At 45.6% G+C, this 22162-nt stretch carries 16 protein-coding genes; 7 read left to right on the top strand and 9 right to left on the bottom strand.

Going from position 1 to position 22162, the window contains the following annotated elements:
• Positions 1–2: 2 nt before the first annotated feature.
• The 3 genes from L876_RS0113585 to L876_RS0113575 all read right to left on the bottom strand — a co-directional run bounded on the left by L876_RS0113585 (position 3) and on the right by L876_RS0113575 (position 2558).
• Positions 3–899 (bottom strand): prohibitin family protein, encoded by an 897-nt coding sequence (locus tag L876_RS0113585; protein ID WP_028764308.1) that lies wholly within the window; start codon positions 897–899, stop codon positions 3–5.
• A 135-nt stretch (positions 900–1034) separates the two neighbouring features.
• Positions 1035–1274: an HP1242/YdcH family protein gene (locus L876_RS0113580; protein WP_028764307.1), complete on the bottom strand. Its 240-nt coding sequence runs from the start codon at positions 1272–1274 to the stop codon at positions 1035–1037.
• 219 nt (positions 1275–1493) lie between these two features.
• Positions 1494–2558: a PepSY-associated TM helix domain-containing protein gene (locus tag L876_RS0113575; protein ID WP_028764306.1), complete on the bottom strand. Its 1065-nt coding sequence runs from the start codon at positions 2556–2558 to the stop codon at positions 1494–1496.
• Positions 2559–3024: 466 nt separating this feature from the next.
• Between L876_RS0113575 and L876_RS23195 the strand changes: the two genes are divergently transcribed.
• Complete coding sequence (locus tag L876_RS23195) at positions 3025–3147, top strand: hypothetical protein (RefSeq protein WP_259651027.1); 123 nt, start codon at positions 3025–3027, stop codon at positions 3145–3147.
• Positions 3148–3302: 155 nt separating this feature from the next.
• Here the strand turns inward: L876_RS23195 and L876_RS0113565 are convergent, their stop codons facing one another.
• The 3 genes from L876_RS0113565 to L876_RS21785 all read right to left on the bottom strand — a co-directional run bounded on the left by L876_RS0113565 (position 3303) and on the right by L876_RS21785 (position 6963).
• Entirely contained in the window at positions 3303–4973 is a 1671-nt protein-coding gene (locus tag L876_RS0113565) for an amidohydrolase (RefSeq protein WP_028764305.1), read from the bottom strand.
• Between the two features lie 158 nt (positions 4974–5131).
• A complete protein-coding gene (locus L876_RS0113560; RefSeq protein WP_028764304.1) occupies positions 5132–5995 on the bottom strand; it encodes a nuclear transport factor 2 family protein in 864 nt (287 codons plus the stop codon).
• Between the two features lie 62 nt (positions 5996–6057).
• Positions 6058–6963, bottom strand: a complete 906-nt coding sequence (locus tag L876_RS21785) for a helix-turn-helix transcriptional regulator (RefSeq protein WP_051413135.1) — start codon at positions 6961–6963, stop codon at positions 6058–6060.
• Positions 6964–7145: 182 nt separating this feature from the next.
• Between L876_RS21785 and L876_RS0113550 the strand changes: the two genes are divergently transcribed.
• The 5 genes from L876_RS0113550 (at position 7146) to L876_RS0113530 (ending at position 13079) form a co-directional block, all read left to right on the top strand.
• Positions 7146–7826 carry an energy-coupling factor ABC transporter permease gene (locus L876_RS0113550; protein WP_028764303.1) on the top strand — a complete coding sequence of 227 codons (681 nt, stop codon included), beginning with the start codon at positions 7146–7148 and terminating at the stop codon, positions 7824–7826.
• A gap of 266 nt (positions 7827–8092) precedes the next feature.
• The gene (locus L876_RS0113545; RefSeq protein ID WP_028764302.1) at positions 8093–9739 is read left to right on the top strand and encodes an endonuclease; all 1647 of its coding nucleotides are present in this window, start codon (positions 8093–8095) and stop codon (positions 9737–9739) included.
• A gap of 320 nt (positions 9740–10059) precedes the next feature.
• A complete protein-coding gene (locus L876_RS0113540; protein ID WP_028764301.1) occupies positions 10060–10557 on the top strand; it encodes a VF530 family protein in 498 nt (165 codons plus the stop codon).
• A gap of 269 nt (positions 10558–10826) precedes the next feature.
• The gene (locus L876_RS0113535; RefSeq protein WP_028764300.1) at positions 10827–12092 is read left to right on the top strand and encodes a polysaccharide biosynthesis protein; all 1266 of its coding nucleotides are present in this window, start codon (positions 10827–10829) and stop codon (positions 12090–12092) included.
• Positions 12093–12197: 105 nt separating this feature from the next.
• Positions 12198–13079 carry a mechanosensitive ion channel family protein gene (locus L876_RS0113530; RefSeq protein ID WP_028764299.1) on the top strand — a complete coding sequence of 294 codons (882 nt, stop codon included), beginning with the start codon at positions 12198–12200 and terminating at the stop codon, positions 13077–13079.
• Positions 13080–13533: 454 nt separating this feature from the next.
• On the opposite strand, the gene glnD is transcribed toward L876_RS0113530, so the two are convergent.
• The 3 genes from glnD to L876_RS0113515 all read right to left on the bottom strand — a co-directional run bounded on the left by glnD (position 13534) and on the right by L876_RS0113515 (position 18786).
• Positions 13534–16149 carry a [protein-PII] uridylyltransferase gene (gene glnD, locus L876_RS0113525; RefSeq protein ID WP_028764298.1) on the bottom strand — a complete coding sequence of 872 codons (2616 nt, stop codon included), beginning with the start codon at positions 16147–16149 and terminating at the stop codon, positions 13534–13536.
• Positions 16150–16304: 155 nt separating this feature from the next.
• The gene (gene mgtE, locus L876_RS0113520; protein WP_028764297.1) at positions 16305–17660 is read right to left on the bottom strand and encodes a magnesium transporter; all 1356 of its coding nucleotides are present in this window, start codon (positions 17658–17660) and stop codon (positions 16305–16307) included.
• A gap of 208 nt (positions 17661–17868) precedes the next feature.
• A complete protein-coding gene (locus tag L876_RS0113515; RefSeq protein WP_028764296.1) occupies positions 17869–18786 on the bottom strand; it encodes a LysR family transcriptional regulator in 918 nt (305 codons plus the stop codon).
• Between the two features lie 188 nt (positions 18787–18974).
• Between L876_RS0113515 and L876_RS21780 the strand changes: the two genes are divergently transcribed.
• The gene (locus tag L876_RS21780; protein WP_051413134.1) at positions 18975–21068 is read left to right on the top strand and encodes an alkyl/aryl-sulfatase; all 2094 of its coding nucleotides are present in this window, start codon (positions 18975–18977) and stop codon (positions 21066–21068) included.
• Positions 21069–22162: the final 1094 nt, after the last annotated feature.

The raw sequence follows: 22162 nt of genomic DNA, 5'->3' as shown, positions 1-22162 counted from the left end.
GTTTATTTAGACTCTTCTATCTGGCGTATATCCATAATTGGCATAACACCTTCGCCCATCATTGTCGTTGGTAGTTTGCCGTCCCACGCCTGTGCTTCAGTTAGCTTAACGATAAGCGGGTTGTTTTTCAGTGCTTTGGCCTTGGCTTCAATTGCCTGTGCTTCAGCCATCCCCTTTAGCAGAATCGATTGTGCTTCAGCTTCGGCAACTTTCAAAATCCCCTTCGCTTTGGCATCTGCCGTGTTTACCGCTCTGAGTGCTTCAAGGCGTTGGCGCTCAAGTTTATGTTCTTCGGCTGCGGCAAGGTTTTTTTCGGTTTGTTTGATCTCAATCGAATTGATATATTTTTGCGGCAGAATGATGTTTTCTATCTGTATGTTATCGACGATAACGGGAAACCCTGCCATCTCTTCGGCTAAGCGACGTTCAATCCCTTGAATTGCACTGGCTCTGTCTTGGATCAGTTGTTCAGCCTCAAATTGTGGAATAGTGTCTTTGGTGGCTGAGCGGAAACGCGGGTCGAGAATACGTTGCTCAAACTGGGTGAGTCCGCCATAGCGTTTGAATAGGTCTAACGCCGCTTCTTTATTGACCGTCCAGTTGACTGAAACTTCGATGGTGACAGGCATCTGTTCCTTGGTGCTCGACGCCATTTTTTCAGCATTTTTACGAGTACGGACTTCGATCATCTCTACCGTTTCAATGAACGGGATCTTAAAGTGCAATCCTGGGTTCTGCTGATCTTTAGCTTCGCCAAAACGTTTGACAACACCAACATGGCCTTCAATGACGATGAAGTAGGAGTTGAATACGGCGATGATTAGCAAGATAATTGGTAACGTTTTAAAGAGGTTGGACAATTTTAACCATTGGCCTATTTTGGTAGTTTGTTGCAGCATTTGAGTATCCTTTCTAGTTATGCGTAGCAAAGATACCAGTTTGTTACCTTTTTCGAAACATTTGTTGCAGTATGGAAGGGGTTGAGCTTTCTATTGGCTCACCCCTGCTGATTTTGAATTTTAGGTGATGCGCAACTATTCACTTTTTAAACGTTGAAATAGTGAGTCTTTTAGTTCTGCTCTATCATGTTTTAGTAGATGCATGGCCTCATCATCAATGGGGGCACCGTTGAGCTCGAGTTCTCGGATCTCTTTGTCCAATGCATTGTAGCGGCTGGCGTCTTTTAGAAAGGCGGGGTCGTTTTGAGACAATTTAACAATGACGGTTTGATACTCAGGGAACTCATTAATAAGAGAGTGATCTTCTCCTAGCATAGTAACTCCTTGTAATTAGACAGTTAAAAAAACAGTATTGTTACCACCTAAGTAAAGCTAACCCAATGACGAATTACAAGCGTTTAATCCAGCTTTATGGATGAAAGTTGAAGTGGATCAATTGTTTTATTTGTTCATAAAGTCAACAGCCGGTTTAAGTAGGGTTGATGGGCGAAATAGCAGCGCCAGCTGCTATTTTGTGGATGAAGAGCTCCTCGGCTATGATGCTTTGGATTTGCGCTTAAATGTGCGTCGATAAAAGGTCACTGCGCTAAAGGCGAGTATCAATGAGCCGATAGCAGCCACAGATGTGATCAACAGTAGATAGCTAAATGGCATGTTGAGCGCATCATGTAATGGTCGTATAAAAGCGGCAATCCTGCCCGATAGAGGACGCTCACTGTGTTTCAGCGCAGATTCTATTTGCCCCTGCTCATAATTAATGCTGAGCCGATCGGCATCGCGTAACCACACTCCTTCATGGCTATCAAAACGCACGCTATAAACTAATGTCTTCGCAGGTGCTTGTTCCTTGTTTCTGACCATAGGTTTACTTACTGCGACCAATAGAGAGTCTGGCCAGTATGCTTGTGCGGTAACAAGTTGGCTATGCCAATCGCTGGGTTGGCTAAGCGGGTAGCTAATCGCCGCTTGTGGTTGTTTTAGTGCGCCAGTCCATAGGCCTTTGTAAGTAATTAAAAAACCGCTTAAGCAAAGAATAATGAGCGGCACAGAGATAAATAGCCCGAGTTGAATGTGACTTTTTAACAAGCTGCTAGAGCGTGTGTTTTTAGGAAAGGACTGTTTGAGTCGAAATCCTTTGCGCACACGCCACCACAAGTAGAGACCGATTAAGGTGATGACACCGCCAAGTAGTGAGGCCCACGCATTAAGGTATTTGCCAAAGTCTGCCAGTAACAAGTTTCTATGTAACCAAAAGAGGGTGCTGTAGAAGGGGATGTCTGACGATAAGTTTACCGATAGCTCGTTTAGCTCATTATCAAATGCAATGGACTTTCCTCTTGTTGCCACTTGGATGAAAGGAGTGTGCTCAGTAGGGAAGCGCACTGTATTCATTTCAGGATAACGTGCAAATAGGGTTTCAGTGGCCTCGGCTTTCTGTTCGATAGACAGTGGCTGAAATTGCTGACCATGATCGTTTAGGCGCTTGAACATATCGACACAACCTAAATACACTCCAGTTGTAAGCGCGATTAGCATAACGATGCTAACAAAAAAGCCTATCCAATTATGGAACCACTTTAAAGCGGGGACTAAGTTCATGTTTATCTTCTTAATTGAGGTATCGGCCTTGCCGTTACGTTGGTGGTGAAATGGTTTATGGTACGTGCAGTGATAGTCAATGATGACTTTTCGAGAATGATAATTAATATCATTTGAGGGTTCAATTAAAGAAGTGTAAAGAGCGCTGGTTAAGTGAGCAAACGATGAGATTTGCGATCGGGTGAAAAATTCTATGCAGTAAGCTTGGAAGCATAGGTGCTGGCTGAGGAATGTTGATTTGGCATTGAATTTATTGGACTTCGACTAGATAGACCCTGACGGTCTAGGCAGAGGTAAAGTGAGCTTAATTGGGTCTAATGGGTTTGCCTATTGGTGTTATGATGATTAATGAAACACCTAGTAGTAAGTCAATTCGTTTACGTTAGGACATCAAACGCTCGTTAAAATGACTAAGCTTCGATTGGTTAGCCCAAGCTGAGGTGCCCAGTAAACACTGGAGCAGAAAATGAGTAAAGAGCATAGACAAGGCCGAGAAGGTAAAAAGCAACCTTTGAAGACTGCGAAAGAAAAACGCAATGAAAAGCACGCCAAGAAAGTGACCAAGGGGTTGCTTGATAATATTAAATAACCCCTCAGTGCACTACGGAAGTGGTTAAAGTCTGCCAACGTGGCGTTCTTAATTTAACCCTCCAGCCTACGGCAACATTTTGCATCAGAGGCTACGGTGCTTTGTCATATCTGATAACTTACCCGCACTTGTCTAACCTAGTGGCAAGCGCGGGATTACTTAGGTTTATCTTGTTTGGCGTCGAAAACCTTCACCCCGTTTACCCAAGTCTCAGCGACGGATGTCTGCCATAAGGTGTGTGCATCGTCATTAAAGGGATCTTGGTCTACCAAGATAAAGTCTGCTTTCATCCCAGCTGCGAGTGCACCGATCATATTTTCTTGATGCGCGGCGTATGCGGCAGCCCCAGTAAAGCTATGCAGGGCTTCAACCATGGTCATTTTTTCATTAGGGTACCAACCCATTTGGGGGAGGTTAGTGTGATCTTGGCGAGTTACGGATGCATGTAAACCAAAAAATGGATTAGCGGACTCAATGGGAAAATCAGAGCCAGCGGCGATCACCGCATCGGCATCGAGTAATTTACGCCACGCATAGGCGCCCTTTATGCGCTGGGGACCGACCCTATCTTCGGCCATGTTCTTATCACTGGTGGCATGAGTGGCTTGCATGGAGGCGATAACGCCGAGTTGTGCAAAGCGCGGAATATCGGCCAAGCGCAACACTTGTGCATGTTCAACCCTGTGCCTTAAAGCCTGAGTATTGGTTTGTTTAATCAAGGCTTGATATCGATCTAACACCATTTTGTTAGCGCGATCGCCAATAGCGTGGGTGTTTACTTGGAAGCCCGCTTCCATGGCACTACGCATATAGTCGGTGAGCTGTTGCTCACTATGGAGCAGCAAGCCTTGGTGGCCATGAAGATCAGAATAGTCTTCAATTAACGCGGCGCCGCGACTGCCCAGCGCTCCGTCAGCAGAGATTTTAATGCTACTAAAATCCAGTTTTCCTGATGGGTGATGATAAGGCCCTTTAGCCATGAGAGTATCGAAATGACTATCGCCAGCAGCCACCATGCCATACACCCGTATAAGCATCTCACCGCTGTCGGCTAGCCGTTTATAGGCGCTGATGGTGTCAAATCCCACCCCTGCATCATGCACACTGGTTAAGCCCAGGCGTGCTAAATCTGTCATGGCTGCTTTCAGTACGGTTTCTTGCTCGGCGATAGTGAGTGCAGGAATTGCCCGTTCAATCAACGCCATTGCATTATCAATAAAAACACCACTTGGCTGGCCTGCTGCGTCACGGACGATCTCTCCACCACTGGGCGCTAGAGTCTTATCTGTGATACCAGCAAGCTTCATCGCTGCACTGTTTGCCCAGCCAGCATGACCATCGACACGTCTAAGCCACACAGGGCTGTCGCCAAATGCCTTATCTAACGATGCTGACGTTGGGAAGCTTTTGCTCTGCCAAAGTACCTGATTCCACCCTCGGCCTTGAATCCATGTCAGCTGTGGGTTTTGCTGACGAAATGCCTTAATACGTGTAATGGCTTCAGCTTCTGAGCGACTGCCCTTTAAATCAACCCTGACTAGATTGAGGCCCCAGCCGAGTACATGTCCGTGTGCGTCAATTAATCCAGGCAATAGAGTTTGCCCAGCGCCATCAATAATACGTGTCCCTGCGGCGACTGCAGGCGATGAGTCTAGGTAGATTTTATCGATATTTTGATCAGTAAATTGAATTGCCTTAAAGCGACTGAGGTGTCCTTGGTTAACGCTATAGCCGTTTACATTTTTGATTAAAGTTGTGTCGGCTGTAACGGTCGCGGTGGATAACAAGCAGGATACGAGTAACCAGTGGCGTGGCGTAATCTTCATGTAATCAGTGTCTTACTATTCTATTTGTTGGATATTTATACTAGCAGCTTAGTATGGATTGGCCAAATAGGTGATAGCGATCTTTACAAAAAATAGAGGAAAAGCCGACTCACTTTATTGGCATAGTCGGCTTGTTAAAAAAGTAAGAGGATGTGGAATTACAAGTTACCGAATTTACCGTTGCTGTTCTTCCATTGCTCTTTTGGAATGATGGTTTCCATTACATCCCAATGCTCGGCTATTTTTCCGTTTTCAACACGGAAAAGGTCGTAGTAAGCCGTTGGTTCATCGCCAAATCTACCTTCACTTATCGAAAGGACAAAGTTACCTTCTCCAAGCACTGTATGGTTCTTGTCATATTTCATGGTGATCCCTTGCTCAGCCATAACTTCTATCGCATGAGTCAGGCCAGATAATCCATCGGCGATTACGCTATTGTGCTGGACATAGTTGTCGCCATCGAAAAATTCAGCCATTTTGTGATAGTCACCTTTAACCAAAACTGTCTCTACAAAGTTAGCAATTAAGGCTTTGTTGACTTCTGTTTTATGACGGTCGTTAATTTCAGTTATACCGTCAGTTTGAGAGTGTCCACTAGGGTTTAATTGCGCAGAACGTACGGTAAGGTTATCCCAGTGTTCAACGATTTTACCTTGCTCGAAACGAAATAGATCGAAACCAATTTTGGGACCAAAGAAGCTATATTCAGTATGGGTAAATACATAATCTCCATCTTCAAAGGCGCGCACCACATTCACTTTAGCGCTGCCTTTCGGTAGTGCTTGTAGTAGCTCACCAAATCCAGCAAGCCCGTCGGCAACGGCAAGGTTGTGCTGGACATATTGATTGGCGTTAATGTAGCCCACAGCTTGTTGATCACCTGTTTCAATAGAGGTCAGTAGGGCTATGGTCTTATCTTTGTTTGAAATACTCATTGTTGACTCCGGTTGTGCCTGTACACCCGCACTGGCATTTAGTAAGGCTGCGCTGGCAAATAGCGTGGCGATTAATCTGGTTTTCATCGTGAATTCCCTGTGATTTGAATGTGGAGTCATTGTAGGGAAATAGCTTAGGGTGAAGCAGGTTAAAGCGAGCGTTGAAATGGTAAATGTCGAACACTTAGGGTCTTTTTGAATTGATTAGGAGTCATTAAAGTGTGCTTTTTAAAATATTTAATAAAGTTGGTTGCTTCATCAAAGCCAAGATAGTCAGCCAACTGTTGTACTTGTTGGTTATCAATCGATAGACGTCGTTTAGCTTCTAAAATAATGAAAGCATCAATGAGTTGTTTTGCACTGCGATTAGTGGCCATCTTACAAATTTTATTAAGGGTTTTGTAGCTTGTACCAATACGACGAGCAAACTCATTTGCATCGCGAGTGAGCGTGTAATGCTGTGTCAGATCCAGCATAAAGCGATCGAAGCATTTTATGTGTGACGGGGACATATGATGGTGATAAATATCGGGTCTCGTTTCACTTATTTTGGTTAGTAGCGCGGCAAATAGTACCTGTAAATAACCAATGTTGGGGGATGACTCATATTCAGTACTGATTAGCTGGCTAAGGTTTATTAGCGCATTAGATTGATTAATAGTAAGTTTAAAGCTCTGGCGGTATGAGGATACCAGATGTGTTGGGGCAAAGATTTTTGTGTCAATGGTACTGGCGACTTTTGCGAGGTATTCATCGGTGAAAATGATTAGCTTTCCCTGAGGTTTGTTTACTTCATCAAAGGCTTGGATCTGCCCGGTATTGACCAGTACCACGCTGTTTTTTTCAACGGGAATGGTATTAAAGTCGACAAAGTGTTCGCCATTGCCAGAGGTAAATATAATTAGGTTGTGAAAGGTAACCCTGTGAGGTTGATAAAGCTGGTTTAAACTTCCCATTGTGGCTTTGCTGTAAAGCGATGACAGTGGGATGATTTCAAAGCCGACCTCAGGAAGTTGAGTTTCTCTAAAATGTACATTTGGGATTGTCTCTCGCATGACGCTAAACCTTGGTTGAGGACGGCGTTTTAAGTATACCCAAATAAACGGTAAATGTAGTCCTGTAGATGCCGCCGCAGCTACAAGGTCCTGAAGCGGTGAGCTGAATCATGTGCATTGGCTGCGTGGTGAATAGCGGTGTTGAAGAGTAGATGTGGGGCATAAATGTGAGGTAGCCAGTAATGAGCGACTTTTTGCTGCAACGTATCAGTGAGATCAATTGGCAACTTAGTCTAACGCAAGCGTTGGCCATTGCAGCCTTGTTGGTGTGGCTGTGGGCAATTTGGCCTGGTGAAGATATTCAACGCTTAGGTAAAGATAAGCCGTTACAAACTCGCTTATTGTTGAGCGCCTTCACTGTGAATACCCTGTGGCTGATAAATGCCAGTATTACCCCGGGGATCCATGTGCACTTTTTAGGGCTGGTGACCTTGATGCTGATGTTTGGTTGGCGGTTAGCTACAGTAGCAGCTTTGCTCCCTGTGCTGTTTTTTACCACGTTTATGTTTAAATCCCCTTTCGATGTTGGTCTCTATGGCTTAATCGCTATCGCATTGCCTCTGTTTCTCTGTTTCGTGGTTTATAGCCAAGTGTTTAAATATCTACCGCACCATCTTTTTGTCTATATTTTTTGTGGTGGCTTTATTAATGCCTTTTTGTCGATCATCTTTCATATGAGCGCTTGGTCCATCTGGCTATGGTTGAGTACAGACTATAACTGGAACTACTTGCTAGACAACTACCTACTGTTGATCCCATTATTGGGTTTTCCTGAGGCCTTGCTCAATGGTATGGCGGTGACTTTGCTGGTGGTGTATCGCCCTGATTGGTTATATGACTATTCAGATAAACGCTACTTTTGAATGGCCGATTACCGCCGAGCCTTAGGTGTGCAAACACCTAAAATTGGCTATCTACTCTCACCCACAAACAAATGCAATGCTTGCCATCGGTTTATATTAAATTTACGCAATGGTTATCGAAAAGATAAATTAAATGTATCAAAATGTAACAACTCTTGGTTACTATGCCTCCCAAGTGCTCCTCATAATCCATCTAAATGGATGAGAAGTGCGGGGTCAGTTCATTTATGTACTGAATCAAATAATAAAAAATAAGAGCGATATCATTGATGGATATATTTAAATTAACAACCGCAGCACTGCTGACCGGTTTGGCGTTGAATGCCAATGCCAATTTACTGATTAGTGAAGTGCTATATGACGCACCCAATAATGACAGCGTTGAAGAGTTTATCGAACTGTTTAATGGCGGGTGTACCAGCATAGACTTAAGCCAATACCAGCTCAGTGACAACGGTAGTAGCTTGCCATTGCAAGGGACTATTGCACCAGGCGCTTATTTTACCGTTGCGGCTAATCAAGCGGGATTTACCAGCTTGTTTGGCTCTGCGCCTGATCTATCACCAATGCCATTAACCTTAGGTAACTCTGGGGATTATGTACGCCTAAACAAGGGCGCAGAAGAGGTCGATCTTGTTGCTTGGGAAGGTGGAGTTTCAGGCTGGTCACTTAATGTGCGCAATGTTTCATTGCAGCGCACTAGCATTATCAACACTAAATCAGCACTTGATTGGAGTGCCAGTGACAATGCAGGCTCACCAGGTACGGGTGATTTAAGCGTTGACTGCGGCACGGGTGGTGGCGGAACCGGTGTTAGCGATAACGAACTGGGCAATGGTCAACCAAAGAGTAACTTGAGTGCCAATCGAGGAGAGACACTTAAGTATTTTGTCGACCTCCCTCAAGGTGCCACCAATGTGAATGTCGTAATGAGCGGCGGCACAGGCGATGCGGATCTTTATGTACGCCAAGGCAGCGAACCAACAACCAGCGTGTATGACTGCGCGCCGTATCTGTCAGGCAATAATGAAGAGTGTCCTATTACTCAACCTGTAGCAGGGCGTTACTACGCTAATATTGAGGCTTATGAAACGTTCACTGGTGTCTCTCTAGTAGTTAATTACACCGTTGTAACGGGTGGTGGTGAAGGTAATGGTTCTGGCTCTGGCGATGGCTCTGCTGGCGATAATGGTGACTATGTTTTCACTACCTATTATGCTGATGCTATTGGTAAATCGGGGACGGCGCTAAAGGCCAGTCTCAATCAGACCATTAAAGGGCATACACGTTTTAGCTATAGCCAAGTGTGGGATGGATTGGGCTATGCCGACGAAGACCCCAACAATAGCAATAATGTCATCTTGTTATACAGCGGACGCTCAGAGCCAAAAACTAACCGTGCTGGCATGAGTACTTCGTTAGATGCGTGGAATCGCGAACACGTTTGGGCCAAAAGTCATGGTTTTCCAAGTAGTGGTCAGCATGGCTATACCGATCTCCATCACCTGCGTCCAGCCGATGTGACGGTTAATAGTAGCCGTGGCAATAAAGACTTTGCCTTAGGTGGCAGTGAGATAACAGAGGCGATGGGTAATAGAACTGATGCAGATAGTTTTGAGCCTAAAGACGATGTTAAAGGCGATGTCGCACGTATGGTGTTCTATATGGATGTACGCTATGAAGGTAACGACAGCAGCGGTACGCCAGATCTGAGTGTTGTCAGTGGTGTCACCGGAAATGGTGAACCATTACTCGGCGATTTGTGTACCTTGTTGAGCTGGCATCTACAAGATCCGGTGAGCGACTGGGAACGTCGTCGCAACAATCGTATCTTTGAGTGGCAGAAAAACAGAAATCCGTTTATCGACAATAGCAGTTGGGCGGTTGATCTCTATGGTGCTGCTTGCCAATAGTGGTGAGTCATGGGCAAAGCCGTGACGCTTGAAAGCGCGGAGAGTGCCCGGAAGAGCTCAAAGTGAACGCAGCCTTTTGGCTGCGTTTTTTGTGCACCTGATGAGGAAATTACCTAAGGTGGCGAAATGGGCTGGGTGAAACTAGGGTTTTATTGTTATTATTAAGCCATCGTACATGCCTAGCGGCAGCGTGATTTATGGTTCACGAACCTGATTGGCACAACCTGCAAGGGTCTTGCTTAGCGTGAGTTGGTGTCACTGTACTTAACGCAACTTAATTTAATAAAGTAAACACCGCCTTGGCGGTAGTTGGAACTCCCATGATTGAACTGCAACAAAACAACCCACTTCACGGCTTAAAGTTAGAAACAATGGTGACAGAGCTAGTGGATTTTTACGATTGGAAAATTCTCTACGCAGCATTGCGTCTAGAGTGTTTCAATACCAATCCAACCATGGAAGCGTGTCTTAAGTTTCTGAAAAAAACTGAGTGGGCCAGAGAGCGAGTTGAAAGCTTCTACTTGTATCGATTTAAGCGTATGCCTAAGGGTAGTGCGGCGCAGTTTGAGTTAAAACCTCGAGAACGTGGCTTTGCCGACGGCATAGTGCCGCGTAAACCTCAAGAGTTGACCATTGAACTCATTGCTGAAATGCGTGCCAAAGCGACGGCCGATTACGAGGCGATGAAGAAAAACAACACACGCCCTAAGTACGGTAAAGACAAGCCACGAGCACAAGATGGCTATGCGCAAAACAAGCGTTCAGGCAGCAAGCGTCCAGCACCATCGCAAGACCCCAATAATCCCTGGGGAAAATAGATTAATGGATAATAAAAAGGCGAATGTTAATAAACATTCGCCTTTTTTCATTTTAGTGATGAAAGTTGCTGATTAAATAAACCTGCTTGCTGCCGTGCCTGTTTGGCATTGGGCGTATCTATTCCTTGGTGTTAAACCTTGTTTACACCATCATCGAGTTTCGTCGATTGTTTGCTTTCGTAAAGTGCGGTCACATTTTTGTTTTTGCTGGCTTGGTAGAATCTTAGCTTTGGCACTGAGCCGATTATTATCATATTTTTGAGGTCTTCATGGCAGTCACACCCATTGAGCGGGTAAAAAGCGCGTTTGTTGCAGGGATTTGGGCGACACTGGTCAGTATTTCTATTGGGTTTGGATTCAAAATTTGGTTGGCGCAGTGGGTGGTAAAAAGTGACTTGGCGCTTTATCACACCGTGGTGGATATTATCTCTATGTCATTAATTTTAATGACTGGTTTTCGCTCATCTATGGTGGTGAGCTATTCGCAAACCCAAAATGATAAAGATATTACTAATATTTTTCGCTACACGTTAATCGCAATGGTATTGCTGACATGGGGGATTGTGCTTCCCTATATTAAGCATGAGCTGCATTTAGATGTGGCCTATTTTCATTTGGTCGGCATCATTTTGGGGATGGGACTAAAGGTCTACTTTGCCAATCAAATCGCCATGTACCGTATGTATCATATTTCAAACAAGGTGACTTGGATGGAGCCGTTAGGGCAGGTCATCGCTTTCGGAGTCACTTTTTATCTTTTAAATCAAACAGCTATAGCATCACTCTTCTATAGCTTGATGTTGTCTTCATTAGCCGTCGCAGGGTACATGTTTGTCAATCGCCGCAAGGTTATTGCCACCACGCCATTAGCGTCGGTCAATATGACCCCAAGCCTTAAGAGTTTTGTTCAGAAAAGTATTACCTCAGCCCTTGAGGCTGGCGCTGGGTTGCTGATGATTTACATCACTGTATTGTTAACCATTGCTCACTTTAGTATTGACGAGTTGGGGGACTTTCAGGTGGTGGTGAGACCCATGATTGCTTATTTGACCTTGTTATTTGTATTCCCTATTTATCGTTTTGTTTTCCCCGAACTGGCTGTCTGCGTGAGGGAAAAACAAAACGAGCAGGTCGGGTTAATTAAGAGGTGGATATACAAAATTGCCATCTTGGTATCTATCAGTTTCTTTGTGCTGATGTTGTTTGCGGGGCAACAAGTGGTTGATTGGGTGTTTCCTCAAACTTACTCCAAGGCGGCACCCGTATTAATGCACTTTTCACTGTTTTTTGTATTTATGATGTTGAATGCCTATCAGCTGGCTTTTATCAAAGCTCATGGCTTGTTTGTCCAGAGCTTAGCGATCCGCCTTAGCGGTATTGTGGCCCTTGTTGCCAGTTACTATTTTTATACCCTGTTTACCGATAATGTCGTTGCCGTGGTGTTAGCCCTTGGCAGTGGTTACATGTTGATGTTTATTCTGTCTAGTTTTGTTGAGCGTAGGGTCGTGCGGCAACATCAAGGGCAATCGGTTTAATTCCCTGTGGCGATAAGCGAGGTGACCCGTTAAACAAACATAAACTACAGATTTTATTCAGACTGTTATACTCAATAGACATTAATGATGGTAATTGGGGTAGCAATGGACTGGCAGTTGATCAGTGACTCTATGTCATACGTGCTTTTTACTTATAGCGGGTCATCGATTACCGTATCGCAAGTGCTACAGGTACCTTTACTGCTGTTTTTAGCTTGGTTTGTGGTGACCCGAATCGGTAAGTTGATTCGACGCGCATTGTATAAAAGAAAGGTTGCGCCAGATGCGGTGCACCTGTTTTCACGTATCTACCTAGTGTTAGCCATTGCGATTTTGTTGGTCACCAGTCTTGAGATCCTTAATATCCCCCTTAAAGCTTTTGCCTTTGTTTCGGGTGCGGTGGCCATTGGGGTAGGTTTTGGCGCACAAAACATCATTAATAACTTCATCAGTGGCTGGATTTTGATGTGGGAGCGACCCATTCGCATTGGGGACTTTCTAGAGATAGGCGAAACCAAAGGCGTGGTTGAGAGCATTAATACTCGTTCGACCTTAATCCGCCGAAGCGACGGGGTGCATATGTTGGTGCCCAATAGTCAGTTGCTAGAAAACACAGTGACTAACTGGACACTAATAGACAATAACGCCCGCTCAACGGTCAGTGTGGGTGTGGCTTATGGCTCTGATGCGGTTTTGGTTGCCCGTTTGATTAAACAAGCACTGGATGAGCGCGACGACATTATAAAACAGCCTGAGCCAGTAGTGTTGTTTGCTGATTTTGGTGATAACGCACTTATGTTTGATGGCATTTTTTGGGTGTGCGCTAATTCAGAAGCCGACACACGTAAAATTCGTAGTGATATTCGCTTTAGGCTTTATCAGTTATTTAATGAGCATGACATCGTTATCGCCTTCCCACAAAGGGATATCCATATTGACGGGGCAATTAGCATAGAGCAACCCGCTCGAAATATGCCTGTAGATTAGCCATTGGTATAAATGAGCGAGCTTTATCTCTAATTTTCAGGTAAGTCAGCCCTAACTTATTCCCCATATTTTGACCACTGACTCTACAACTGAAATCAAATCGAAGGAACGGTAGATAACAAGTGTAAACGCGGCGGTCTTTGCCTGTATGGCCGCTCTTTGCGCTCTGACCCATAAGGATATGGGCAGTGCCTGAGCCATGTAGGGAGCATCACTGGCATATCATCGTGACATTTGTGAAGCTATTCGCATTAGATGCTGGCGCAGAACACACGGAGATGTACTTGCAGCGCGTTGCAGAATAGAGCCTTCTACAAGCTTGCCTATTCACCTACGCTGCACCTAACACCTAGCATCTAGCATCTATCACCTAACACCTAACACCTAACACCTAACACCTAACACCTAACACCTAACACCTAACATCTATCACCTAGCATCTAGCATCTAGCATCTATGCAATAGGGTGTTGCTCTTTAATCGTGTCGACGAAAAAGGATTTCAGCGCTTGTTTACTTTTATCGTCAAGTGGTTGCCCATCTCTATCTGAGACTAAGAAGACGTTGTCGACCTGTTCTCCTACCGTGGTAATTCTGGCTGAGTGAATGTTGAGATCAAATTGCCTAAAGCCTTGGCAGAAGTGGCTCATAAATTTGGGGTTGTCTAGCGCTGTTACGCTAATCAGGGTTCTATCTTTCTTTCGAGAATGCAAAAACTCCACTTTGGGCTCACAGATAAATGAGCCTATCTGATTATTTTTGCGCTGCTTCGGAATGCATTTGTTTTCAAATAGCACCTGTCTTAACTTCTGTTTAATGCGCCCACGTCGGCTGGCTGTTGAGATGGGCTGGTGGTCATAATCGAGGATCTTTAATGACTCCACGACATAACCGTCTTTGGTCTTGGAGATGTTGGCTTGCTGCACTGAGATCTGTAGTGAGGCGAGTGTGTTAAATAGTGTGACAAATAATCCGGGTTTATCTTTCATATAGACAAACAGATCACTAGAGCCCTTGGTGTAGCTTTCGTCGATAAGTATCAGCTCATCTTGCGTACCATGTTCAATAAGTGCCTGTGAGTAATGGGCTATCTCTTGTGGCTTTGCACTACTGAAAAACGATAGCGGCAAGCGTTTCCACAACTGCTTTATCGCATCTTGGGCAGTGGTGTCATTACTGTTACCGAGTAACTCTAGCGCTTCGTTCTTATGCTCTCTGACAATGGCGCGTTGCTCTAACACATTCTCTAAACCGTTACGCAGCGCATGCCTGATGGACATATAAAGGTCTCTTAGGAGAGTTGCCTTCCAGTTGGTCCAAAGATCGTCGTTGGTGGCTTTGATATCGGCAACGGTAAGGCAGTACAGTGCGTCTAACCTGGCCTTAGTACCTATGGTTTTAGCAAGGTTTTTGACTTCCGATGGGTCGTAAATATCGAGACGTTGAGAGGAGAGTGACAGGAGTAGATGGTTTTCGACGAGCCAAGCGATAACCTTGGCCTGAGAAGGTTTTAGGTCATGAAATTTGGCAAACTGCAGCGCATCGACTGCGCCAAGCTCGCTATGATCTCCGCCTCGTCCTTTTGCAAGATCGTGGAAAAGCGCGGCAAATAGTAACGTCTCTTTATTTTCCAGCGCGCTAAAAATTGCGCTGGGTAGCGTTAGCGTTTCATCATCACTTTTACTATTTAGCGCATAGAGGTTTTTCAGCAGTTTATGTGTGTGCTCATCCACCGGGTAGGCATGGTATAGGTCAAACTGCATCTGCCCAACAATCTCCCGCCACTGGGGAAGGTATGAGGCCAAAATACCGTGCTTGTGCATTAAGGAGAGGGCTAACCCCATTCCTTCAGGGTGTTTAAATAGAGCGACAAATCCTTTGCGACATTGCTGAAAGTCCTGCAGATCGCCGAGCAAGCGCCGTCTGACCTGACGAATTAGTCTAAGTGTTTGCGGCGCGATAGCATCAATCTCAGATGCATGCTCTGCAATATGGCAAAACAGCGCGATAAGTTGGTTGCGGTCAACAAATACGTCATCGTGGCGGGCGTAGATTAATCGGCCTTTGATTTCGAAATGTTCATTCAATATCTGGCATGGCTTTTCGGGTTGCGACAGAATTTCATGGTCAAAATACTGCAACAACATCTGATTAAGTTCGCTTATTCGTCGCATGGCGCGATAGAGTTGGCGCATCATCTTTTCGATAGCCAGATTACTGTTGTCACCGAAGCCCATGAGCCTGGCTACATCGCTTTGCAATGCTATAAGTAAGCGGTTTTCGGCCCGCTGTGCCGCTGTGTGTAGAGCCCAGCGTGTTCGCCAGATAAAATGTTGCGACTCTAATAACTCTGCATACTCGTCGGCGGTGAAAAAGCCGAAACGACGCAGTGCGGCCATGTCTGCTGCGGCAAAATATTTACGTGCCACCCAGATCAAGGTCTGTATGTCTCGCATTCCGCCGGGGCTGTTTTTGAGATTAGGTTCGAGACTGAACGCGCTGCCTCTGGCTTTCATATGGCGCTGGGTTTGTTCGTCCACCTTGGCACGGAAAAATCCTTCACCGCTCCATATCTTATCTTCGTAAAGTGTGTCTAATACCTGTTCTGCGTGTGCGCTAGGGCCTGCAAGGTGGCGTATCTCTAGTAGTGAAGTGGCGATGGTAATATCTTCGGCGCAGGCTGCGCTGATCTCATCTAAGCCGCGCACACTGTGACCCAGCTCTAATCCAATATCCCATAACTGGGTAAAGAAATGACCTATTTGAGCGGCATCGTGATTACTTAGAGGCTTATCGAATATAAGACAGAGATCGATATCTGAATGGGGGTGTAGCGTTTGGCGACCATAACCACCGATGGCATTGAGCGAGATACTATTGTCGAGGTCCGTATGCTGCCAGAGGTGGAGAAGTAAGGAGTCAAAAAACTGGGATCGCATTTTGACAAGTTCATCGATAGCAACATGGGTAAAGTTGTCATTGAGGTAATTGTCTGCATCTTGAATTATCTGTTTATATTCGGGGATGCTCATGGCGGAATGTAATTGCGGCGATATATCAGAGTCTGACATGCTTCTCCTGTGGTGATTTGTATTAGGCTCAATATTGGCGCTAGCGTAGTGGACTTTCATCATCACACTATTTTAGCGCCCCTATACAATGGGTTTACTATGGTTAATTAGGGTAGAGGATCCGCCTTAGAATTACAAACTGGGCCCTCGCGAGTTTATAAAATGATGAGTGTAGCTAAGCTTAGGAAGGCAAAAAAGCCCACGACATCTGTGACTGTGGTTAACACCACGCCGCCAGCGAGAGCGGGGTCTATGCCCATTTTTTTTAATAGTGGCGGTATCGTTGTACCAGCTAATACACCGGTGACGAGCACAATGATCATTGCAGCACCAAAGACCATTCCCAATTGCCAGTCGCCAAACCATTGAAAGGCGATAATACCAACCACTGCCGCCCACAACATGCCGTTTAGCGCCCCGATACTGAACTCATGGCCGATGAGTTTGGCTATGTTTTTATTGTTAATTTGGTTGAGGGCTAAACCGCGCGTGACCAAGGTGAGAGTTTGGCTGCCTGCAACACCGCCCATACTGGCGACCACCGGCATTAACACTGCAAGCGCGACGATTTTTTCGATAGAGGTTTCAAATAAGCCAATCACCCATGCCGCCAGAAATGCGGTCATTAAGTTAATGCCTAGCCAGATTGCTCGGCGGCCAGAACTTTTGAGTATGGGGGCAAACATATCGGGATGACTATTAAGGCCTGCCCGTGAAAACACCTCTTTGTCTGCTTCATCTTGGATAACGTCGATAACATCATCGACCGTGATTCGGCCAATGAGTTTATGCTGGTCGTCGACCACGGGAGCTGAGAGCAAGTCTTTATCTTTAAATGCCTGCGCCACATTATGGGCTGAGTTCAGCGGCGTAAAGCTAGTGACCTCTGTTGACATAACGTCACGAACACTAATGCTCAAATCGTTGGAGATGATTTGGCTTAATGGCACCACCCCTAATAGTACATTGTTACGATCGACCACCATCAGACTGTCTAAATGATCGGGCAGGGCACCTTCTCGTTGGCGCAGCCTGCGCATATACCTCAGCGCAGCCTTTAGTGATACATCTGCGCGTACCGCCGTAATGTCCACGTCCATGAGGCCGCCAGCGCTGTCATCGGGGTAATGTTTGACCAAGTCATAACGCTCTCGCCGCTGGGCATCCATCGCTTGCACCATGGCAGAGATAACTGTGATGGGTAAGTCGCTGTCGATGTCAGCTAACTCATCCATCTGCACGGCGCTAAGGCTGGCGGTTAACTCTGCCTCATCGGTGTGGGCGATAAGGCTTCTTCGTAGGTCTTGATGTAGCTCAAGTAGGACTTTGGCGCGTAAGCGCGTAGGGACATAATGCCAAAGCGTTAATCGGTCTTTTTGTGTCAGCGATTCCATTAGGCGAGCAATTTCTGCCGCCGAGGTATTTACCAGTAATTTTTGTAGTGCTTGTTCATCATTTTCATCCAAGGCGATATCAATGGAATTAATGAGGTGTTGAAATTTGATTGTCATAGAAACCCCAATACATGAGAGGTGTTACTTCACCGAGGCAGAGACTAAGCAGATAATACTTGGCTTATCTCTGCAATAAAAAAATCACCCAATGGTGCGATGTAACATAGGTAATACGTGTCTTTGAGGCGATACAAGGTAGCATATCGCCATATAACTAAATGAGAACTTGTTACTTATTAGCATAACAGCCTTTGGGTATTGAACGTCAAATTAGGTGTTCTGAGCCGTTATTGAAGATGCTTTTGATGGTGTCTCTTAACCATGTATGGGCAGGATTGTGTTTCTGCCTTCGATGCCAAATCAGTGACAGTTGAATAGGCTTAAAGCGTAGCGGCATCTTAATGACTTGCAGATTAAAAGCCTGTTGGTATTTCATTGCAAGGCTTTTGCTGCAGGCCCCCACGCAATCACTTTGTGCCACCAGTCCTATTAGCGACAGTAACGAGTGGCACTCGGCAACCACAGTTCTTTGCGCAACGCTTTCTTGCGCATAAAAATCCACGGCAGAGAGATTAGCGCGAGTCAGCTTTAAGGTGACATGCTGCTCATCATAGTATTGCTCAGTCGTTATTCTTGTGGATATCCGTGGATGACCTTTACGGCAGATAAGCACTATCTCTTCGTTGACTAAGGGCTCACAAATCAGAGAGCTATCTCTGTTCTCTATGGTATCGATAGCCAAGTCGGCCTGTTGAGAGTTGAGCGCTTCGTTAATGTGCTCCTCAGTTGAGTGATCTTCTTTAAAGCGGATCAGTGGATAGCCTTGCTGCTGCAGCTTCATTGCATGTGGATGCAGCTGATTAGTGATGGACTCAAAGGCTAATACAGTAAAGACCTGCTTACTCCGCTTGCTGTCAAATGCTTGCAGATTATCAATTACGCTGTCCATGATATCCATGGCGGGGCTTAACTGTTTCATTAGCTGGTGGGCAAAGTGGGTGGCAATAATACCGCGTCCATGGCGGACAAAAAGATCTTGGCCACAACGTTCACTTAAGCGCTTTATTGAACCACTGACCGCTGCTTGTGTGACGTTAAGTTGCTCGGCCGCCAACGTGATGGATTGATGATGGTATACCTGCATAAACACACTAAAGAGGTTAAGGTCCAGCTTGTCGGTCATAAAATTGCCTTCTATAGGGGGTTTTGTTGCGGTCAATCGTGCTTAATTCATAAGTATAGCTTAAGTGTTAACCATAGTTACCTTTGTTTATCTAAATTGTGGTTTGGTTATTATTACTGCAATTCAAAGGTGGCAGCCAGTGCTGGCACCTTAGCTAAAGTTCATTACTACTTTGAAGGTGATTTCGCATGAAAAAGACCATCCTTGCAACTCTCGTTCTATCAACCTTTACCTATAGTGCCTCTGTCAGTGCACACAGTCATGGCGCTGGTCAAGATGAACATGCGCTTACAACATCGTTTATGTACCAAGGCAAGCCAGCGAGTGAGGCGACTAAAGCTTACAACAGCGAGTTTGCTAAAGGACTCAAGTTTGACGATACCAAGTCGTTTCAGGAAGGCCGCGCTAACCTTATTGCGCCACTTGACGCTGAAACGGCCGCACTGCTTGCCGATGCTTACGAGTTCATTGGTGAAGAAACCCCAGAGACCATTAACCCGTCGCTCTATCGCCAGGCACAGATGAACAATGAAGCCTACGGTTTGTATCAGGTTAACGACAAAATCTTCCAGATCCGTGGCACAGATTTGGCCAACATGAGCCTAGTGCGTAGTGATAATGGGTGGATTGTATTTGACCCCCTGACCACGCGAGAGTCGGCTAAAGCTTCTTTGCTATTTGCCCTTAAGCACTTGCCATTTGGTAACGACGACCCTGTGGTCGCGATGATCTACTCTCACTCCCATGCGGATCATTTTGGCGGCTCTCGCGGCATACAAGATCTGTTTCCTGAGGTGAAGGTTTACGGCTCTGCCGATATCACTAAAGAGATGGTCGATGAAAACGTGCTAGCGGGTAACGCCATGTCGCGCCGTACTTCTTACCAATATGGTGCCACTATGGTGCCGTCTGAAACTACGATTGTCGATGCGGCATTATCTAATGGTATTGCCAAAGGTGAGGTCACTTATGTGTTGCCAGATTATGAAACAAACCATAATGGTAAGTTTGAGACTGTCATCATCGACGGCTTAGAGGTGGTATTCATGGACGCCTCAGGTACCGAAGCGGTATCGGAAGCTGTGGCATATATCCCAAGTATGAAAACCATTTGGGCCGCAGAAGTCACTTATAAGGGCATGCATAACGTCTATACCCTGCGTGGCGCTAAGGTACGTGATGCACTGAAATGGTCTAAAGAGATCAACAACATGCTACAACATTGGGGCGGCGAAGCAGAGTTTCTGTTCTCAGCTCATAGCTCGCCAGTTTGGAGTAACAGTGATATCACCGATTTTTTAAAGCTTCAACGTGATAATTACGGTTTCGTGCATAATCAATCGTTGCGCTTAGCCAACAATGGCGTAGTACTGCAAGATATCGGTTGGGAAATAGAGAAAGTCTTACCCCAATCGATAAAAGATGCTTGGCACACTAATGGTTATCACGGCACTTACTCACATAATGCGCGCGCCGTATACAACATGTATTTGGGGTTCTTTGACATGAACCCCGCCAATCTAAACCCATTACCAACGAAAGCCGAAGCGGCTAAGTTTGTGGAGTACATGGGCGGAGACAAAGCAATTTTAAAGCGTGCAACAGCCGATTTTGCTAAGGGAGAGTATCACTTTGTTGCAACAGCATTGAACAAAGTGGTGGTGAATAACCCAAGTAATAACGATGCGCGTAACCTGCTTGCCGATACTTATGAGCAGTTAGGTTATCAGTCGGAAGGGGCTGGCTGGCGTAATGTCTACCTTTCTGGGGCGCAAGAGCTACGTATTGGTCGCCAAGCTGGCGCGCTAAAGTCCGCTTCTGCCGATGTGATTGCCGAGATGCCTGTGGGGTCATTGCTGGATTTCTTAGCGATAAAAGTGGACTCGATTAAGGCGCAAGATTATCACTTTGAGATTAACTTAGTGCTGCCAGATACCAAAGAGGTGTATGTGGTTGAATTGGCTAATGGCAATTTGAGTAACGCTAAGATTGATGCAGAGAAAGCGGGGACTACGGCCACTTTCCGTATCAAGCAGTCTGACATCGTCAAACTTAATCTTCAGCAGACGACAGTAAAAGAGTTGCTTGAAACGCAAGCGGCCACAATTGAAGGTGATGCGTCATTCCTTGAGACACTAGCCAAGGTCTTAACAGAGTTTGACCCTGCATTTGAAATTGTTCCGCTACCATCAGACAAGGTGATTGAGGCCAACCGTGCTATTTATATGCAAGATGTGCCAAAGCCTGTGCGCAATGACCGTCATCACGGCCATGACCACTAGTGTTTTAGTTGATTAACTCGCCGATAGAAAAACCGCTCAATGAGCGGTTTTTTTATCCGATGAATTTGGTGTCAGGCGCTAACGAGGTTTTCATTATAATGCAGTATCTCGCTGGCTTAGCAGGCAGTAGTTGGCCTTAGAATGAAGGTTTGGCATTTTTTATGTTTACTTGAGTTACGTTTGCTTGATTAACATCTGACGATATGTTCATTTATTAAATGCGTTGAAGGTCGCTCCTTTATCGCCATCTAATGCCTGCCCAGCGAGGGATGTGCAGATACTTCTGCTCCACGGTGAGTGAAGCGTAGCTTCGAGCCCATGAACGAGAGACAGGGATTGTCGAACTGGCTTTTAGATAGGGATATTGTTGTGAGCACTTCCATGTGGGCTCTGCGAAATCATCTGACTTACATGGAAGTAGGGAATGCCGAAAAATGTCGGGAACATTTTTGTCCATGATTTCGAAGGCCAAAACCGTGCTTACACTGGGTTATTGACTCTCTTCGATTTGATGGTATTTGTGTGAATGAAAAGATAAAAGCTAACGTGATTTTGCCCCAAAACTTGTTAGCCTTCGAATGAAGGCTGGTTACATTTTCTCTTTTGGTTCATTGTTATTGGGGTGTGTGCCTGAAGGTCATACCTTTATCGCCATCTAACGCCTGCCCGGCGAGGGATGTGCAGATACGCCTGTGAGACGCCGTGAATAAGTCCCTTTAGGCTCTGCCGAAACATCCCTGTTTCGGAAGCTCACCGGCGTATCTACACTCGGTATCTCAACGTCTCTTCGATTTGGCGGATGTCGAAAGGGGGGAGTAAAAAACTGACTTGATTTTGCCCCAAAGTTTGGTGGCCTTGGAATGAAGGTTTGGCATTTTTTGGATTAGCCTTAGTTGCGTTTGGCTGGGGAGGGGATTGGTTAAGTGAGCTTGAGGGTCGTACCTTCATAGTAATCAATCACCTGCGGTGAGCTTGTGTGCAAGCACTCTTTTGGTACGCTGTGAATATGTCCCTATACGCTCCACGGTGGTATCTGAAGTGAATGGATTCACAAATGCCGCGATGACATGGATGTCAAAGAGCGGCCATGCCAT

The organism is Shewanella colwelliana ATCC 39565 (assembly GCF_000518705.1).
Classification (GTDB): Bacteria; Pseudomonadota; Gammaproteobacteria; order Enterobacterales; family Shewanellaceae; genus Shewanella; species Shewanella colwelliana.
Note: the sequence above shows the minus strand (reverse complement) of the source record. Positions and strands in the feature narration are given on the sequence as shown.

What these genes read in the sequence shown, in the direction of transcription:
- L876_RS0113585 (WP_028764308.1), bottom strand. Translation starts at nt 899, where the DNA reads ATGCTGCAACAAACTACCAAAATAGGCCAATGGTTAAAATTGTCCAAC.
- L876_RS0113580 (WP_028764307.1), bottom strand. Translation starts at nt 1,274, where the DNA reads ATGCTAGGAGAAGATCACTCTCTTATTAATGAGTTCCCTGAGTATCAA.
- L876_RS0113575 (WP_028764306.1), bottom strand. Translation starts at nt 2,558, where the DNA reads ATGAACTTAGTCCCCGCTTTAAAGTGGTTCCATAATTGGATAGGCTTT.
- L876_RS23195 (WP_259651027.1), top strand. Translation starts at nt 3,025, where the DNA reads ATGAGTAAAGAGCATAGACAAGGCCGAGAAGGTAAAAAGCAACCTTTG.
- L876_RS0113565 (WP_028764305.1), bottom strand. Translation starts at nt 4,973, where the DNA reads ATGAAGATTACGCCACGCCACTGGTTACTCGTATCCTGCTTGTTATCC.
- L876_RS0113560 (WP_028764304.1), bottom strand. Translation starts at nt 5,995, where the DNA reads ATGAAAACCAGATTAATCGCCACGCTATTTGCCAGCGCAGCCTTACTA.
- L876_RS21785 (WP_051413135.1), bottom strand. Translation starts at nt 6,963, where the DNA reads ATGCGAGAGACAATCCCAAATGTACATTTTAGAGAAACTCAACTTCCT.
- L876_RS0113550 (WP_028764303.1), top strand. Translation starts at nt 7,146, where the DNA reads ATGAGCGACTTTTTGCTGCAACGTATCAGTGAGATCAATTGGCAACTT.
- L876_RS0113540 (WP_028764301.1), top strand. Translation starts at nt 10,060, where the DNA reads ATGATTGAACTGCAACAAAACAACCCACTTCACGGCTTAAAGTTAGAA.
- L876_RS0113535 (WP_028764300.1), top strand. Translation starts at nt 10,827, where the DNA reads ATGGCAGTCACACCCATTGAGCGGGTAAAAAGCGCGTTTGTTGCAGGG.
- L876_RS0113530 (WP_028764299.1), top strand. Translation starts at nt 12,198, where the DNA reads ATGGACTGGCAGTTGATCAGTGACTCTATGTCATACGTGCTTTTTACT.
- glnD (WP_028764298.1), bottom strand. Translation starts at nt 16,149, where the DNA reads ATGTCAGACTCTGATATATCGCCGCAATTACATTCCGCCATGAGCATC.
- mgtE (WP_028764297.1), bottom strand. Translation starts at nt 17,660, where the DNA reads ATGACAATCAAATTTCAACACCTCATTAATTCCATTGATATCGCCTTG.
- L876_RS0113515 (WP_028764296.1), bottom strand. Translation starts at nt 18,786, where the DNA reads ATGACCGACAAGCTGGACCTTAACCTCTTTAGTGTGTTTATGCAGGTA.
- L876_RS21780 (WP_051413134.1), top strand. Translation starts at nt 18,975, where the DNA reads ATGAAAAAGACCATCCTTGCAACTCTCGTTCTATCAACCTTTACCTAT.